Source organism: Paenibacillus sp. FSL L8-0333, assembly GCF_037965665.1.
Classification (GTDB): Bacteria; Bacillota; Bacilli; order Paenibacillales; family Paenibacillaceae; genus Paenibacillus_AQ; species Paenibacillus_AQ odorifer.
This window is the reverse complement of sequence record NZ_CP150186.1, coordinates 6,001,608-6,018,275: the sequence shown is the minus strand read 5'-3', so window position 1 is coordinate 6,018,275 and position 16,668 is coordinate 6,001,608. Positions and strand designations below refer to the sequence as shown.

The following is a 16,668-nucleotide window of genomic DNA, read 5'->3' as shown; positions in this document are numbered from 1 at the left end:
GAGCTTTAGCTGTGGCTTTTTTTCTTACATTAAAGCTACTTCACTAATAATAAATCTAATCTTTGTTGCAATTCTTGATTTGCAGGGTCCTTTTGAAGGGCCAGAAGTAACTCTTGAATTTGATCCATCTCTTTAAAAGGTTCATTTTGTACATATTTGTCATGTATTCTGGTTTCCAAGGTATATCCATAATCGAACCCTAATGTTGAATACGTCGAAAGGGCAGCAATTTTACTCGCTTGCTCTACAGCAAGAATGCTTGGTGTTGAGTATCGTTCTAATTCCACTCTTAGACCGTCGAGTTCTGATGTCAGATTCAGGTCCAGCCTATTCATTAATCTGTTATGGCTTACGTTGTTATTGAATTGAAATAAATTTAGTGTCAATAATACTGCGGCGATAATCAATAATAATGTCTTGATGTTTTTGTTTTTCATTGCTCTCCTATTACCCTCCTTTAGGAAAAGAAATTGCAGGTACAACAGATAATGTCGACTCGGCATGTGCGTATAAGGAATATGTATCTGAAATAGTTGAAGTACTGATGTATCAGGTGATATTTTCTAGATAAGATGATATTAAAGTAATTAATTTTAATTGAACCATACGGAGGTTTTCGTTGAGGAGCAGGGCAGGGGTTACGGGTATACTTGTTACGCCTCATCTGAGAGCATATTATAGTTTTCATTCGCGGGTATGACGGACTCCAGAGTCGTTATTTGGGCTATTTCGAGTCCAATTTCGATTTATCGGACTCCATGTACGTTATTAGCTGCAAATGTTCTCCAAAAGGTGGTTTTTTAAGTGAATAAGGTCTTTATAGTCCGCCTAACCCAATAAGATGTGCAATTTGCTTAAATAAGGTCATTTCAGTCCGCGCCTTCGCTTCCGGCCACGTTCACTTATAGAACGTTAGCTCGGGGCGTTTTTTAATTATGGGATGAAGTATTAATTGTGTGAAATAGACAGGGGATTAAGTATCGTATTGATTTATGAAATCAAATAATTTCACTTAATTTTATTTTCAGTAAATTCATGTTTGTTTTCAGTGTTTTCAACGATGTATCCGCTTTATTTTGGCTCTAAATCTCTAATTTTCACCTGATTTTAGGTCGAATTTATAGGGTACTGCAATCGCTTACAGAGATTTAGAATATAGACATAGAGAGGAGGGGCTTTATGAAAGCGGACACAGTAACTTCTCAAATCCCGCCGGATACCCGAACACGCAACAAAAAGCCTGCTTCAGGAGGACGGTTTTGGAGAAGCTTTAAGAATCAAAAGTACTTATGGATGATGTCGATACCTTTTGTGATCTGGGCATTCGTCTTCAGTTATCTCCCGTTATGGGGCTGGACGATGGCTTTTCAAAAGTACAAGCCCGCACGTGGCTTTTTTGAACAAGAATGGGTAGGTTTTGAACACTTTAAGACACTGTTCAGTGACTCGCAATTCCTTCTGGCGCTGCGTAATACGCTAGCGATGAGTGGAATGGGCTTGGTCGCAGGCCTTATCTTTCCGATAACGTTTGCAATATTGCTCAATGAAGTGCGTCTCGGCTTCTTTAAACGATTTGCTCAAACAGTCTCGTATTTGCCCCACTTTGTATCATGGGTGGTTGCAGCAGGGATTGTAACTAAAATGTTATCTGGTGAAAATGGTATTGTAAACGATATCTTGTTAGGAATAGGATTCATAGACGCACCTATCCAGTTTATGGCCCAGGGCCATCTTTTCTGGGGAATCGTTACCTTATCGGATATTTGGAAAGAGACCGGATGGAATGCCATCATCTACCTTGCAGCTATCGCAGGTATTGGGCCTGAATTGTACGAAGCAGCCCGGGTAGACGGTGCCAGCAGGCTGCGTCAGGTATGGCATATTACACTTCCGGGGATTCGCCCAACAATTACTGTACTACTTATTATGTCGATTGGTAATTTGCTCAATATCGGCTTTGAGAAGCAATTCTTGCTCGGAAACAACCTCGTTACCGACTATTCTCAAGTGCTAGACTTGTATTCACTGAAATACGGACTGGGCATGGCGAGATATTCCTACGGTACTGCGATCAATATATTCAACTCAGTGATCAGTGTAATTCTACTGTTTACGATTAATGGAATCTTTAAACGTACAACAAAAGAGAGCCTTCTGTAACACAGAGGGCCCTTCAACCCAATCGTGGCAGCAAATTGCCCTTTTCATGAAAGGAGAGCGTTACCGTGGGAGAATCAGCTATCACCAGAAAGTCATGGTCAGACAGGATCTTTGATTTCTTTGTATATTTTGTAATCCTGTTTGTGGTTGTAATCACGATTTATCCGTTTTTGAACGTGCTTGCCATCTCACTGAATGATTCAGTGGATAGTGTGCGCGGTGGAGTGACCATCTATCCCCGCCAGTTTACTTGGGACAATTACTTGAAAATCTTCACCTTCTCGGGATTAATCACCGGGTTTAAAATATCCGCTTTACGGACAGTTGTTGGAACTTTATTCGGACTGATCAGTGCCTCGATGCTGGCGTTTACGATCAGCCGCCCTGACTTTGCAGGCCGTAAATTCGTTTCCACATTCTTGGCAATGACCATGTATATCTCTGGAGGAATGATTCCTATATACATGCTGATCAAGGATCTGCATATGATGAACAGCTTTGCAGTTTATGTCCTACCTGGATTGGTCAGTGCTTTTAACGTTTTCGTTATCCGCTCCTTTATCGACGGTCTGCCTTATGCGCTGCAGGAATCAGCGAAGCTGGATGGAGCCAATGACTTTACTATCTACTTCCGGGTCATTTTGCCACTGATGAAACCAGCGTTAGCAACAATTGCGCTGTTCCTAGCAGTAGGTCAATGGAATGCTTGGTTGGATACTTATCTGTACAATGGTTCAAGCCCTAACTTAACCACATTACAGTTTGAATTGATGAAGGTTCTACAGACCACAACCAGTGGTAACGGAGGCGACTACCGCTCCAACATTGCTTCGCTGGCTTCCAATCAGGTCTCGCCGGAGTCGCTCAAAATGGCGATTACGATTGTCGTAACCGTACCGATTCTGTTGGTTTATCCGTTCATTCAGAAGTATTTTGTTAAAGGTATGACACTTGGTGCTGTGAAGAGTTAATCACAGTTTAACGGGGGAGCTTAGTCTCCCCTATGCTTAAAACCTATTGTGTATCCGTTTTCTTTTGGCAAGCTGGGTAAAGTATTAACAGGTCTTCACCTGTGATACGATAGATAAACAATTTTAAGGAGGGTTTATTTAATGGGAAGTAATAGAAAGATAAAAGCCAAAGCTACGGCATTAACGCTCACTTCTATTATGCTGCTCGGTGTGCTTGCAGGCTGCGGCGGTAACAATGGCAACAATGGTAATGCTGCAGCTGGAAATACAGGCGGCAATGCAACTAATGCTGGAAATGCGACCAATGCGGCTGAGGATATTTCCCCGCTCACGATGACCTTCTTCAGTGCAGACCCTAACCCGAACTGGACAGGTATGCAAGATGAAGTTGGTAAAGTGATTACGGAAAAAACGGGAGTAACCCTAAATGCTGAATATGCAGTTGGTGATCCTCAACAAAAAGTAGCCTTGATCGCAGCGAGCGGCGAATATCCGGATTTGATCAGTGCTAAGACTGATGTCAGTAAGCTGGTGGATGCAGGCGCAATGCTTGATCTAACAGACCTGATTGAAAAATATGCTCCGAATATCAAAAAAGTATTGGGCGAAGAAGGCATGAAACGTTCACGTTACAGTGACGATGATCACGCGATTTATGCCATCCCTACCTATGCAGGTGTGGACAACAAATATTTTGATGCTGGTGGCGGATTTGAACTACAGCACCGTGCTGTTAAAGAAGCTGGATATCCTGCAATCAAAACTGTTCAAGATTATGAGAACGTAATCAAGGCTTACCTGGAAAAACATCCTACGGATGAAAATGGTAACAAAAACATCGGCCTGACTCTGAATGCAGATGATTGGTACATGTACATTACAGTAACTAACCCAGCATTTATTACTACTGGTTCTCCTGACGATGGTGAATATGCGATTGATATCGACACCCAAGAAGTAACTTATCACTTCCGTCGTCCGGCTGAAAAAGAATATTTCCGCTGGCTCAACCACATGAACGATATCGGATTGCTTGATCCAGAAAGTTTCGTTCAAAAGTATGATCAGTACAAAGCTAAAATTGCTACCGGCCGCGTTATTGGTTTGATTGACCAAGACTGGGGTTATGGCGATGGAGAAAGAGCATTGAAAGCTGAAGGCAAGCTGGATCAAGGCTATGGACACTATCCTGTAACCTTGTCTGAGGAGTACAAAGAAACCTCCTTCTGGCCTACAGGCTTCATGGGTGGTAACGGAATTGGGATCAGCGTAGATGCTAAAGATCCAGTTCGTGCGATTAAATTCCTGGACTACCTAGCTTCCGACGAAGGTCAAGTATTGGTTAACTGGGGTATTGAAGGCAAACACTACAATGTTGTTGATGGCAAACGTGTCATTCCTGAAGATGTGAACGACCGTAAATATAATGACACTACCAACTTCCAAAAAGAAACTGGTTTGGGTAATGTCGGATCAAACTATGCATTGCTGAGCGCTCACTATGGCGACGGTGTATTGGATCCATCTGGTAACTACTACACAACTCGTTTCCCTGAGCAAGTAACTGTAGGTTACAATGCGGTTGAAAAAGAAACACTTGCTGCTTACAAAGCAACAACTTGGAAAGACCTCTTCCCAAGTGAAGATGAGTTCAAAGTTAAACCTTGGGGCGCGGCATGGAACATCACGATTCCTGGGGATAGCGAAATTGTCGTTCTTGACAACAAGCTGAAGGATATCAGTTGGAAACGGATCCCAGAAGCAATCTTGTCTAAACCAGCTGATTTCGATAAAGTTTGGGATGCTTACATGGCTGAGCTTGATAAAGCTGGTGTAACGAAAGCTGAAGATTTGCGTGAAGAGCTGGTTAAACAACGCGTGAAACTTTGGAATGATTAATTATTAAATTTCGTCTAATCCAATAAAAGCATGAAGATGGCGGGAAGTCCGAACGAAAGTCCGGGCCTCCCGCTGATTGCTTTTCACCGGTAATAACAGGACAGGAGGAATATACATGGGAGAGAGCAAGAACTCCGGACGGCATGAGTTATGGTACAAGCAGCCGGCGGCTGTATGGGAAGAGGCGCTGCCCGTAGGTAACGGGAGGCTGGGCGGCATGGTCTTTGGTGGAATCGAAGAAGAACGGATTCAATTAAATGAAGACACTCTATGGTCAGGTTTCCCGCGGGATAAAGCCAACTATGAGGCACTGCGGCATTTGGCTCCAGCTAAACAGCTAGTTGCAGAGGGGAAATACAAGGAAGCAGAAGCACTGGTGGACGCCAAAATGTTAGGCAGCCGGACGGAATCCTATCAACCGCTTGGAGATTTGCGATTGAAGTTTAATTTTGCAGGTCCTGTAGAGGATTACCGGAGAGAGCTTGATCTGGATCAGGCGTTGGCTACGGTAACCTATACTGCCGGTGGTGTAAGGATCGTACGTGAAGTATTGGCCAGCAGACCGGATGACATTATAGCTCTTCATATCCGTGCTGAGGGGGGGGAGGGCCAAGCTACTCTCCCAGATTTCTGGGCGGATCTGGCATCACCACATCCTTTCAACTCGGAGATTACTCCGGATGGCATGCTGATTATGACTGGCCGTGCCCCGTCGCATGTGGCTGATAACTACGTAGGGGATCACCCGCGTGCCGTATTATATGAAGAAGGGCTTGGCATAAGTTTTGCTGCGGTTATGGAGATCCAGACGGAAGGTGGGACTTGTGTAGCGGAGAACGGCTCGCTGTTGATTTCTGGCGCGCACTCCATTACCCTTCGTCTGGCTGCGGCAACCGATTATGCCGGGTATGACCGGATGCCGGGAAGCGGTGGCAAGCTGCCAGCGGAGTTGTGCCTAGTGCAGTTAGCTTCAGCCTCTAAAGGATACGCAGAGCTTAAGCAACGCCACTTAGAGGATCATCAATCCTTGTTCCACCGTGTGGAGTTGACGCTTGCATCTGCTGCTTCCCGAGGAGAGCTTCCGACTGATGAGCGCCTGGTACAATACCGCGAAGGACAGGCAGATCCTGAACTGGAAGCGTTGCTGTTCCAGTATGGCCGCTACCTGATGATTGCTGGCTCACGGCCGGGGACGCAAGCTCTGAATCTGCAGGGTATTTGGAATCCCTATATTCAGCCACCATGGAACAGCAATTATACGACAAATATCAACACCGAAATGAATTATTGGCCAGCCGAGTTATGCGGATTGGGCGAATGCCATGAACCTTTAATAGATTTTATCACGGAGCTTAGCGTGGCTGGCAGCCGTACAGCGAGTATTCATTATGCCGCACGTGGCTGGACAGTACACCATAATACCGATTTGTGGCGGATGACTTCTCCATCAGACGGTAAGGCGATGTGGGCTTTTTGGCCGATGGGCGGGGTATGGCTCTCTCGCCATCTATGGGAGCGTTACGCTTTTCGTCCAGATGAGGACTATTTGCGCACAGCTTATCCCATACTAAAGGGAGCCGCATTGTTTTGTCTGGATTGGCTAGTAGAGCTGCCTGATGGAAGATGGACGACAGGTTTGTCTACCTCGCCAGAGAATGTATTTCTGACTGCTGACGGCACACCATGCAGTGTCTCGGCTGGCTCAGCTATGGATTTATCGCTTATCGCTGAGTTGTTCAAGCACTGCATTCAGGCTGCTGACATTTTAAATACCGATGTAGAGCTGCGTCAGGAGCTTATGCAGAAACAGAAACAGCTTGCCCACCAAGGGATCGCACCGGACGGAACTGTCCGCGAATGGAATGAGGATTTTGCTGAACAAGAGCCTGGGCATCGTCATGTTTCTCATTTGTATGACCTGTACCCTGGGAACGTAATTAGCCCTTCCTCCACACCAGAGCTAGCGGAGGCGGCAGCCTTAACACTGAAGAAACGCATAGAACACGGAGGTGGCCATACAGGCTGGAGCGCAGCATGGTTGCTTAATCTTTATGCGCGTCTGAAGGATGGCGAGAGTGCGGTTAGCTGTCTACGTCGCATTTTGCAAGATTCCAGTTTGCCGAACCTGTTCGGAAATCATCCTCCGTTTCAGATTGATGGAAACTTCGGCACTACAGCCGGAATAGCAGAAATGCTTTTGCAGAGTCATCAGGAGGGTCTGGAACTATTACCTGCTCTTCCAGAGGAATGGTCTGAAGGCAGCGTGAAAGGGTTGGTGGCACGTGGTGGCTTTGTCATGACTATAGAATGGAGCGGGGGCTGTTTAACTAGGGCAGAGGTTACCTCGACTCATGGCCGATCCTGCAGAATTGTTCAACACCAGCCTTTGCTCATTCAAAAACCTGATGGTACACAGATTGAAGGAGCGGGGCTGGAATTTGAAACAGTAATAGGAGAGACCTATCTCATTACACCCCTAAAGAAATAATTCATATTGATCTGGCTTAGAGGCTGTTCTCAGAGTAGAATTATTCTACAGAGAACAGTCTTTTTTTGCCCAAGTCTTCATTATCTATTAAATGGAGGGTTTTGAATAAGTCTGTAGGAGCCGGAGGATCAGAATAATTATGTGGAAAAAACGCTTCACGTTGGCAAAAGTCATTCTTGGAGGAGTGATTATTTGCGCAGCCATTCCCCCGACATTGTATTGGACCTGGGGGCATGCTTATGCGGCCACGACTTCACCGACCGTTCGTTCTGTGAGTGAAATTGCCCAGAAGCTAACCGGTGCGATGAATAATCGTAGAGAGACTATCACTTTTACTTATGAGGGGAAAACCTCGAATTTAAAAACACAGATACAAACGGGTCTAGATCAAGCGATGAATAGCGATCCCTATTTGTATTACATCATAGACAGCTACGGATACACTTATCGAGGGAGCAAAAGCTCTGTAAAGGTTACGGTAGAAGTGAAATACTTGGAAACGCTGGAGCAGACCGCTTTTGTGAATAAAGAAGTAAAGGCAACGCTCAAGAAGATCATTACACCGGGCATGAATAATCATCAGAAGGTTAAGGCTATCCACGACTGGGTGGTGCTGCGTCTGAAGTATGATACCTCTTATCGTAAATATACGGCTTATGAAGGCCTGAAGAGTGGCAGTGCCGTTTGCCAAGGGTATTCGCTGTTGACCTATAAGCTGCTCAAGGAAGCGGGATTCAGTAATAAAATCGTTGAGGGCACTGCAAAACAGCCGGGAGGACGCAGCCAGTCTCATGCTTGGAATCTAGTGCTGCTCGAAGGGAGATGGTATCATCTCGACACAACTTGGGATGACCCGACACCTGATAAAGCCGGCGTAGTAAGCACCGCGTATTACTTGAAGACTGATGCCCAAATGCGTCAGGACCATAGCTGGACGAAGTCTTATCCGGCAGCCTCGGTTGCCTATTATAAGACCTTGGCAGCACTTGTAGAGCGTGGAGGACAGAGCGCCGGGGTGTATAAGCAACTTCAGAAGGACCTTAATTATGAGCTGTATGCCGAGGAACGGATTGTACGTTCAGCAGCAGATTTAATTCAGCTGGCGAATAAGGCTGTCGCTTCAGGAGAGGGATCTTTATTATTCCGTTATGACGGTAGTGGAACCCAGCTGAAGAATGATCTACAGGAGTTATATAAACTTGGACTAGAGGAAGTGTCTTATTCTAGCACTTCTTTTGATAATACGGGTGATCTAAAAGTGTATGTGACTTGGGAATAGGCAAAGGGCTAAGTAAAATCAGGAGTTGAATATACTAGATTGATTTATATAAAAAGGGATATCCCGCAGCCTTTCAGGCTTCTGGATATCCCTTTTTGAGGAGTCTATTTATTCTGGGTGAGTACTAAGATCGCATTTATCCAAAGGAATAATATTACTCTTGCGGAAGAAGCGATAGCCGGCCCAAATCAAGACGAATAATGGCAGGCTGATATAGGAAACGGCAATACCGTACCAGTCGATGTTTCCACCTGAGAAGGCACCCATATTCTGGCCAAGGATGGCTACCGTACAAAGTACTAAGGCAAATATAGGCCCAAACGGGAACCATCTAGCCCGGTAAGGCAGCTCATCAAGGGAATGACCTTGAGCTATAAAGGCGCGTCTGAAACGATAATGGCAGACAGCGATGCCGAGCCAGTTAATAAATCCACACATACCGGAAGCATTAAGCAACCAGTTGTATACAGCACCATCACCAAAGAATGATGCTAAAAAGGCTAACATACCCACGGCTGTGGTCACGAGCAAAGCACCAACAGGAACACCGCGGCGATTAAGCTTGCCTAGAGCACGTGGAGCCATTCCATCCTTAGCCATAGCGTACAGGACGCGGGTGGAGGCGTACATTCCCGAGTTCCCGGCTGACAATACGGAGCTGAGAATGACAGCATTCATGACGGATGCGGCAATAGCAAGTCCTGCTTTATTAAATACGATCGTAAACGGACTGACTCCGATATCATCAATACCACCGCGCAGCAGATCTGGATTCGTGTAAGGAATCAGCATTCCGATTACTAGTATAGCGAGGATATAAAAGATTAATATACGCCAGAAGACTTGGCGAATAGCAATAGGTACGTTACGGCGAGGGTTCTCACTCTCACCTGCTGCAACACCGATTAGCTCGGTGCCTTGGAAGGAGAATCCCGCAGCCATAAAGACACCGACGAAAGCGAAGAAGCCACCGTGGAACGAGCTGCCCCCGATCTGGAAATTGCTGAAGCCTACGGCTTTTCCGCCCATGATTCCGAAAATCATCAAAACTCCGACAATAAGGAAGGCGATAACAGTAATAATTTTGATAATGGCAAACCAATATTCTGATTCTCCGTATCCACGAGCAGACAGGAAATTAAGACCGAACATCAGCAGCAGGAACACGAGACTCCAGAGAAAGGAGGGACTGTCCGGGAACCAATATTTAATAATGACGGTGGCGGCAGACAATTCTGCTGCAATCGTAACCGCCCAGTTATACCAGAAGTTCCAGCCGATGGCGAACCCAAAAGCGGGGCTGACGAAACGCGTGCCGTAAGTGCTGAATGAGCCGGAATCCGGTAAATAGGTAGCGAGCTCTCCCAGACTGGTCATGAGGAAATAAACCATAACACCAACAGCCGTATAGGCTAGAAGTGCACCACCGGGTCCGGCTGAAGCGATAGCGCCACCACTGGCCAGGAAGAGTCCAGTACCAATAGATCCTCCAAGCGCAATCATAGTCAAATGCCTTGCTTTAAATGATTTTTTTAGCTCAGGCGGGTTACTTACGTTGCCTTGTGCTAGATTTTGCTGCTTGCCCTGCATGATTTGACACTCCTTATGATCTAATCTTTCAATTCATGAACGGGGAGTGCTGAGCTGCTTCCTCCCGCAGAGCGGGAGAGTGTATTTGGTGGTCTCCATAAGGTTATGGGGAAACACTAAATATACAAATTCTGTAAACGCAAAGAAACCGCAGACTATATCTGCGGTTTCCATCTATACAGCTCCGCATCATACTCCCTGTGAAGATAGCGCAACACATTATGACCTGCTGCTTATGCAGGTTATACAATGTGACAGTTCCGTGCCTTTCGGCAACGGCCCCAGCCTGCACCGCTGTAAGAGCGACAGTGCAGACTTCGGCAGATATTCCTTTCGACGCGATTCATAGACGGCTCTAACGTCTCCACGCGCGTACTCTTTATATCCGCGACCTCTACCTCATCTTAGTATGACGAGGCTATCTTTACTTCATTCATTTATAAACAACAGGAATTAGTATAAAGCAAGTTCGCAAGTCAAGCAATGACAAAATCCGGTAGGGAATGTTAGCTGCGACGACGCTCTGACATTTGCTGCCAAACGGTACCCGCCGCTGCTTCACCGGAAGCGATACGTTCCAAAGCCATTTTAGCCTGAAGTCCAACCTCGAATTCCGGATCTTCCGCCGCAACCGACAGCGCTTCTTGGGCATCGGATGTGCCCACCTCATAGAGGAAACGAGCTGCGCGCCAGCGGACAAGCTTGCTCTTATCTGTCAGTGCCGCCGTCATCACTGGCGTGGCGGCAGGATCGCCGATGTCGGACAGCGTATCGCCTGCCGTACGTCTCACGGCTGGCGCGCTGTCTGCCATCGCCTCATAGAGCAGCTCCATCGCTTCGGGCGTGCGAAGGTCGCCTAGATACACGACCGCAAGCCTGCGAATATGCAGCTTGGGATCGTGCAGCGCCGCCTTAAGCTCCGGCAGGAGCTCCGCCGTCGGCGTAAGATCCTCCAGCGCGGCGTAGCGCACGCGCCAATCCTCATGCTTCAGGTCTCGCAGCAGCTCATCCTGACTGCGGGTTCGTCTCTGCTCGACGAACTCGCCTTCGGCGCCGTGCGCAATGGCTTGCTGCACGAGAGAGTCGAGGCGTTCCTGCGGATACGCCGCTTCGACCTCTTGCTCCACCTCGCGTGCAATCTCCGCGGGCTCGCCATAACGCACGCCGTAATCAGTGAGCTTACGCTCTTTAATCATCACGGCGCTAGCCACATCCATAACCGCCTTCGTGAAGCGGTTTGCTAAGGAGATGCGCTCTTCATTCGCGCCGGTCTTAACGCGGATTTGCAGCGGAATTCCGCGGAACATCTGGACGAAGACTTGGGCTTCGCCGAAATGAGCGCCAGCGTTCTCATCGGCAAGATTCCAATCGTCAATTAAGCCTTCGCTGTTGCCGAAGCGGTTCTGGACTTCTCTTAGAATCGCTGCCCAATCCGCATTGCCCTTGCGTTCGAGCGCTGCAAAGTCAGCAGCATGATAGATGCTAATAACGCCCGGTATCGTTAACATTTCGCGTGCCCAGGCAGGTGCGGAACGTTCACTTTCTGGTGTATAGGTTCTGCGGATTCCAGGTTCCAGACTTTCGTCCAAATGAAGCTTCATCGTATTTGGACTTGGAGTCGGTTCAATAAAAGTAATCTTCATACGTAGCTCCCCCTTGAACGGTATATGCACCGCCATACTTTATACACATATTATCTCATTTCTGGCGTGAAACACAAAAGGGTGCTTAGATATTTTGCGGAAAAAGGGCGCACCCTTACCAAGTAACTTGTATATTTTGCAAAATACTCTGCCGTTCAATATAGTTGTATTATATTCGCTAAAGTAAAGCGTGCTCGGCAAACTTCTAAAGATGAGGTGCTCTATGGTTAAATTTCGCTACAATAACCTCGACAATGTGAGTACCGATAAAACACTTAAAGAGTTTCGTAAGTGGCGGGAGGAACGTCGACGGAAGAAAAAAGATTATTCATATGTAGTGCCAAGTACGCCACCGAGGTTAGCTTATCTGGCGGAGAATCGGCTGGAGACTACCATTACGTGGATTGGGCATTCAACGTTTTTTCTTCAATATGAAGGGATGAATATCATTACTGATCCAATCTGGGCGAGAAGACTAGGCTTTGAGAAAAGATTGGGGCAACCCGGGATTCCGCTCAGCGAAGTGCCTCCCATTGACCTGATTCTGATCTCGCACTCTCATTATGACCACTTGCATATGGCTTCTATCCGTAAATTATATAGAGCAGGGACAACCCTTGTTGTTCCTATAGGCTTGAAACGAAAGATGCTCCGCAAAGGATTTCGCAACTGCATAGAAATGGAATGGTGGCAGGAAAATACGCTAGGTAAAATTAAGCTTACCTTCGTGCCGACTCAGCACTGGACGCGGAGAACGCCTTGGGACACGAATACTTCGCATTGGGGAGGATATATTCTGCAGCCGATCGAATCGGATAGCGACAAGCTGCCCCCAAACCTGTATTTCGCAGGAGATAGCGGTTATTTTCCGGGTTTTAAGGAGATTGGGAGCCGCTATAAGCTTCATGTTGCACTCATGCCGATTGGAGCTTATGAACCGGAGTGGTTCATGACCTCGCAGCATGTAACCCCTGAAGAGGCTATACAAGCATTTGTAGATGTTGGAGCGGAGACCATGATTCCGATGCATTACGGCACCTATAGACTTGCTGATGATACGGCCCGGGAAGCGCTGGATCGGATGGAAAGTGCCCGGCTTAAACAAGGTATTTCTGAAGAAAGAATCCGTACGCTCAGTTATGGTGAAACGCTTGTTATACAACCCGAGAATCGCATAACTGGACAATAATTGAAAAAATTCCTCCTTACTGGCGACCTCTGTACAGCAGCTGGAATAACTTTAGTATTGGAGAGAACAGCTGAAAAGGCTATTTTACGGGCTTTTTGCTCTCTATTTATGCTATAATGAGCCGAAACCCTAAGTGAAAAGGATGGTAATGCGTAATGATTAGCACAAGCGGCGTAACACTCCGCTACGGAAAACGCGCTCTCTTTGAAGATGTAAACATAAAATTCACCCCTGGTAACTGCTACGGTTTGATTGGCGCCAATGGTGCCGGTAAATCAACCTTTCTGAAAATTCTGTCTGGTGAGATCGAAGCAAATACCGGTGAGGTACATGTTACACCAGGCGAACGTCTCGCAGTACTCAAACAGAACCATTTTGAGTATGATGAATTCCCAGTACTTGAGACCGTAATTATGGGTCATACACGTCTTTATGAAATTATGAAAGAAAAGGACGCGCTTTATGCGAAGTCTGATTTCACAGAAGCGGATGGCCTGCGTGCAGGGGAGCTTGAAGGTGAGTTCGCTGAGCTTAACGGCTGGGATGCTGAGCCAGATGCAGCTGCCATGCTGATTGGTCTCGGAATTATGCGTGAACTGCATGACAAAAAAATGGCCGAACTGAGCGGCAATGAAAAGGTACGGGTACTCTTGGCGCAAGCCTTGTTTGGCCGTCCAAATAACCTGCTGCTAGATGAGCCTACCAACCACTTGGATCTCGAATCTATTGGCTGGTTAGAGAACTTCCTCATGGACTATGAAGGTACTGTTATCGTCGTATCCCATGACCGTCACTTCCTGAATAAAGTATGTACGCATATTGCGGATATTGATTTTGGCAAAATCCAAATGTACGTCGGCAACTACGACTTCTGGTATGAGTCCAGTCAGCTTGCGCAAGCTTTGCAGCGTGATTCGAACAAGAAGAAGGAAGATAAAATCAAGGAATTGCAGGCATTTATCCAGCGTTTCTCGGCCAATGCTTCCAAGTCTAAACAAGCGACATCACGTAAGAAACAACTTGAGAAAATTACACTGGACGATATTCGTCCGTCCAACCGTAAATATCCGTTCCTCAACTTCAAACCTGAACGTGAAGCGGGTAAACAATTGCTGACAGTCAGCGGTTTGTCCAAAGCGGTTGAAGGTGAAAAGCTTCTTGATGAAATCAGCTTTGTAGTAAACAAAGGGGATAAGATTGCTTTTGTGGGCCCTTACTCCCAGCCTAAATCACTGCTGTTTGATGTGATCATGGGTGAGCAAGAAGCGGATACGGGGGAATATACATGGGGAGTAACTACAACTCAAGCGTATTTCCCGAAAGACAACTCCAGCTATTTCGATGGTGTAGAAATGAATCTTGTAGAATGGCTACGCCAGTATTCTAAAGATCAGGACGAAACTTTCCTGCGTGGATTCTTGGGCCGTATGTTGTTCGCCGGAGAAGAAGCACTGAAGAAAGCAAGCGTGCTGTCCGGGGGCGAGAAGGTTCGCTGTATGCTGGCCAAAATGATGCTCAACGGCGCAAACGTGCTTGTGTTCGATGAACCAACCAACCACTTGGATCTGGAATCCATCACGGCACTGAATAACGGGCTGATCGATTTCGATGGCACGATTCTATTCACTTCCCATGACCATCAGTTCATCCAAACCATTGCTAACCGCATCATCGAGATTACACCTACAGGTGTAATTGACCGCTCCATGAGCTACGATGAATATTTGGAGAATCCAGAAATTAAGGAAATGCGCCAGCGCATGTATCCTGTAGAAGTATAATATTTAATTTCCGCTATGCGGAAGGAACCCATGAAGCAGCTACTCTAATCCTTTTAGGATCAGGGTAGCTGTCTTTATAATTTCGATTTTGAAAAGTTATTAACAAGTAGAATTCTACGGGGAGTATACGCGGGGCTTCTAAGACGGGAGTCTTTAGCCCTTGAGTTTTCCAAAGCGCATGTTTTCAGCTGACTAATCGTACAATAAAGAGAATCAGTTATGAATTTGAAGAGTTCTAATCCATCCTATCAGGCAGGACGAACGTATAAACGGCTGCGTTTCCCCGAGGGATTCGCAGCCGTTTATGTTTAAATATAAGTAAATACTAAGATCCGCCAGTACGACGGCGTTGGTTGTTAGGCTTTTTGTTATTTTGGCTTTTTAGCGGTTTGGCGGAACCAGCCTGAAATGTGGATCCAGGTTTGGAGGAAGATTGTTGTTTCTTCTGCTCCAGTTTTTTACGGATAGCTTCCGCTAAGTTGATTTTTCCTTTATCGTTGCTTTCGCTCATTATGATAACCTCCTTCGAAGCAAGTCCTTACACTTTATTCTAATTGTTTTTAAATGCTGCCACAAGGGCAAGAATAATTGAAAGAATTCTTTTCCGTATTTTAAATAATCGGGGAAAAAGAGGGGGAGCCAAGATGACTGATATTTACGAAGATATACGTAAAGGGGAACGAGGAGCTTGGGTTAGCATAGCGGCTTACCTCATCCTATCATCATTCAAGCTGGTTTGCGGTTATTTATTTGCATCTAGCGCACTCGTAGCGGACGGGGTCAACAATTTAACAGATATCGTGGCATCCATAGCTGTGCTGGTGGGTTTACGGATTTCGCGGAAGCCACCTGACTCTGACCACGCTTATGGGCATTTCCGCGCAGAGACCGTAGCGGCGTTGTTGGCTTCTTTTATCATGGCGGTAGTGGGCATTCAAGTGATTGTAGAGGCGGTGCGGTCCTTTTTCGATCGTACAAAAGAAACGCCACAGCTCTTGTCGGCAGGGGTGGCTATTGTATGTGCAGTGGCTATGATGGGGGTATATATATATAACAAAAGACTGGCCAAGCAAATTAACAGTGGGGCACTTATGGCAGCGGCTAAGGATAATTTTTCTGATGCTATGGTCAGTGTTGGAGCCGCAGTTGGGATTGTAGGCGCACAGTTTGGATTGCCATGGATTGATTCCGCAGCGGCTGTTCTTGTCGGACTCATTATCTCCAAGACTGCTTGGGATATTTTTCGTGATTCGACCTATCGGCTTACCGATGGCTTTGATGAAGATAAATTGATGGATCTACGCAGTACGATTGCTCGAACGCCGGGAGTAGAAGAGATTAAAGATGTGAAGGCACGGGTTCATGGTAATCATGTGCATGTGGATGTTGTAGTGGAGGTGGATGCGAATATTTCTGTGACGGAAGGTCATGAAATAAGTGATTCCATCGAAGAAAGAATGAGCAAAATGCATAATATTATGAATGTGCAGGTGCACGTGGAACCTAAAAAATAAATTAAAAATGCTATATTAAGGAAAAAACACACATATTCAAGGAGAAATCAAGACTTTAGACCTGTATGTTACCATAAAGTGGCATGATTATATGTGAAATTTGGAGCATGTTCCAAATCCCGGGCAAGCCTATAATGAGGGCATAAAGGAATAA

At 46.2% G+C, this 16,668-nt stretch carries 12 protein-coding genes and 1 riboswitch; of the genes, 8 read left to right on the top strand and 4 right to left on the bottom strand.

What is annotated here, in order from left to right; all coding sequences use genetic code 11:
• Positions 1-35: 35 nt before the first annotated feature.
• Complete coding sequence (locus tag NYE72_RS26790; RefSeq protein ID WP_076316837.1) at positions 36-437, bottom strand: hypothetical protein; 402 nt, start codon at positions 435-437, stop codon at positions 36-38.
• A gap of 742 nt (positions 438-1,179) precedes the next feature.
• On the opposite strand from NYE72_RS26790, the gene NYE72_RS26785 reads away from it, so the two are divergent.
• The 5 genes from NYE72_RS26785 (at position 1,180) to NYE72_RS26765 (ending at position 8,797) form a co-directional block, all read left to right on the top strand.
• Complete coding sequence (locus NYE72_RS26785; RefSeq protein ID WP_036680239.1) at positions 1,180-2,160, top strand: ABC transporter permease subunit; 981 nt, start codon at positions 1,180-1,182, stop codon at positions 2,158-2,160.
• 65 nt (positions 2,161-2,225) lie between these two features.
• Positions 2,226-3,131 (top strand): carbohydrate ABC transporter permease, encoded by a 906-nt coding sequence (locus NYE72_RS26780; protein WP_036680237.1) that lies wholly within the window; start codon positions 2,226-2,228, stop codon positions 3,129-3,131.
• A 141-nt stretch (positions 3,132-3,272) separates the two neighbouring features.
• Positions 3,273-5,030: an ABC transporter substrate-binding protein gene (locus NYE72_RS26775; RefSeq protein ID WP_080742630.1), complete on the top strand. Its 1,758-nt coding sequence runs from the start codon at positions 3,273-3,275 to the stop codon at positions 5,028-5,030.
• A 115-nt stretch (positions 5,031-5,145) separates the two neighbouring features.
• On the top strand, positions 5,146-7,518 hold the full coding sequence (locus NYE72_RS26770) for a glycoside hydrolase family 95 protein (RefSeq protein ID WP_076179355.1): 2,373 nt from the start codon (positions 5,146-5,148) through the stop codon (positions 7,516-7,518).
• 139 nt (positions 7,519-7,657) lie between these two features.
• Positions 7,658-8,797, top strand: a complete 1,140-nt coding sequence (locus NYE72_RS26765) for a transglutaminase domain-containing protein (RefSeq protein WP_076179354.1) — start codon at positions 7,658-7,660, stop codon at positions 8,795-8,797.
• 108 nt (positions 8,798-8,905) lie between these two features.
• On the opposite strand, the gene NYE72_RS26760 is transcribed toward NYE72_RS26765, so the two are convergent.
• Positions 8,906-10,387, bottom strand: a complete 1,482-nt coding sequence (locus NYE72_RS26760) for an amino acid permease (protein ID WP_076179353.1) — start codon at positions 10,385-10,387, stop codon at positions 8,906-8,908.
• A 199-nt stretch (positions 10,388-10,586) separates the two neighbouring features.
• A riboswitch (Lysine riboswitch) is annotated at positions 10,587-10,792 on the bottom strand.
• Between the two features lie 101 nt (positions 10,793-10,893).
• A complete protein-coding gene (locus NYE72_RS26755; protein ID WP_076142234.1) occupies positions 10,894-12,030 on the bottom strand; it encodes a virulence factor in 1,137 nt (378 codons plus the stop codon).
• Between the two features lie 223 nt (positions 12,031-12,253).
• On the opposite strand from NYE72_RS26755, the gene NYE72_RS26750 reads away from it, so the two are divergent.
• The gene (locus NYE72_RS26750; RefSeq protein WP_076104191.1) at positions 12,254-13,219 is read left to right on the top strand and encodes an MBL fold metallo-hydrolase; all 966 of its coding nucleotides are present in this window, start codon (positions 12,254-12,256) and stop codon (positions 13,217-13,219) included.
• Positions 13,220-13,374: 155 nt separating this feature from the next.
• The gene (locus NYE72_RS26745; RefSeq protein ID WP_076179352.1) at positions 13,375-15,000 is read left to right on the top strand and encodes an ATP-binding cassette domain-containing protein; all 1,626 of its coding nucleotides are present in this window, start codon (positions 13,375-13,377) and stop codon (positions 14,998-15,000) included.
• Positions 15,001-15,325: 325 nt separating this feature from the next.
• On the opposite strand, the gene NYE72_RS26740 is transcribed toward NYE72_RS26745, so the two are convergent.
• Positions 15,326-15,511 carry a hypothetical protein gene (locus tag NYE72_RS26740; protein WP_036680230.1) on the bottom strand — a complete coding sequence of 62 codons (186 nt, stop codon included), beginning with the start codon at positions 15,509-15,511 and terminating at the stop codon, positions 15,326-15,328.
• A 133-nt stretch (positions 15,512-15,644) separates the two neighbouring features.
• Here NYE72_RS26740 and NYE72_RS26735 point away from each other — a divergent pair, with 133 nt between their 5' ends.
• Entirely contained in the window at positions 15,645-16,514 is an 870-nt protein-coding gene (locus tag NYE72_RS26735) for a cation diffusion facilitator family transporter (RefSeq protein WP_076104192.1), read from the top strand.
• The last annotated feature ends 154 nt before the right edge of the window (positions 16,515-16,668 follow it).

Bases quoted from the DNA above. Each gene is read 5' to 3' on its own strand.
- NYE72_RS26790 (WP_076316837.1), bottom strand. From the start codon at position 437: ATGAAAAACAAAAACATCAAGACATTATTATTGATTATCGCCGCAGTA.
- NYE72_RS26785 (WP_036680239.1), top strand. From the start codon at position 1,180: ATGAAAGCGGACACAGTAACTTCTCAAATCCCGCCGGATACCCGAACA.
- NYE72_RS26775 (WP_080742630.1), top strand. From the start codon at position 3,273: ATGGGAAGTAATAGAAAGATAAAAGCCAAAGCTACGGCATTAACGCTC.
- NYE72_RS26770 (WP_076179355.1), top strand. From the start codon at position 5,146: ATGGGAGAGAGCAAGAACTCCGGACGGCATGAGTTATGGTACAAGCAG.
- NYE72_RS26765 (WP_076179354.1), top strand. From the start codon at position 7,658: ATGTGGAAAAAACGCTTCACGTTGGCAAAAGTCATTCTTGGAGGAGTG.
- NYE72_RS26760 (WP_076179353.1), bottom strand. From the start codon at position 10,387: ATGCAGGGCAAGCAGCAAAATCTAGCACAAGGCAACGTAAGTAACCCG.
- NYE72_RS26755 (WP_076142234.1), bottom strand. From the start codon at position 12,030: ATGAAGATTACTTTTATTGAACCGACTCCAAGTCCAAATACGATGAAG.
- NYE72_RS26750 (WP_076104191.1), top strand. From the start codon at position 12,254: ATGGTTAAATTTCGCTACAATAACCTCGACAATGTGAGTACCGATAAA.
- NYE72_RS26745 (WP_076179352.1), top strand. From the start codon at position 13,375: ATGATTAGCACAAGCGGCGTAACACTCCGCTACGGAAAACGCGCTCTC.
- NYE72_RS26740 (WP_036680230.1), bottom strand. From the start codon at position 15,511: ATGAGCGAAAGCAACGATAAAGGAAAAATCAACTTAGCGGAAGCTATC.
- NYE72_RS26735 (WP_076104192.1), top strand. From the start codon at position 15,645: ATGACTGATATTTACGAAGATATACGTAAAGGGGAACGAGGAGCTTGG.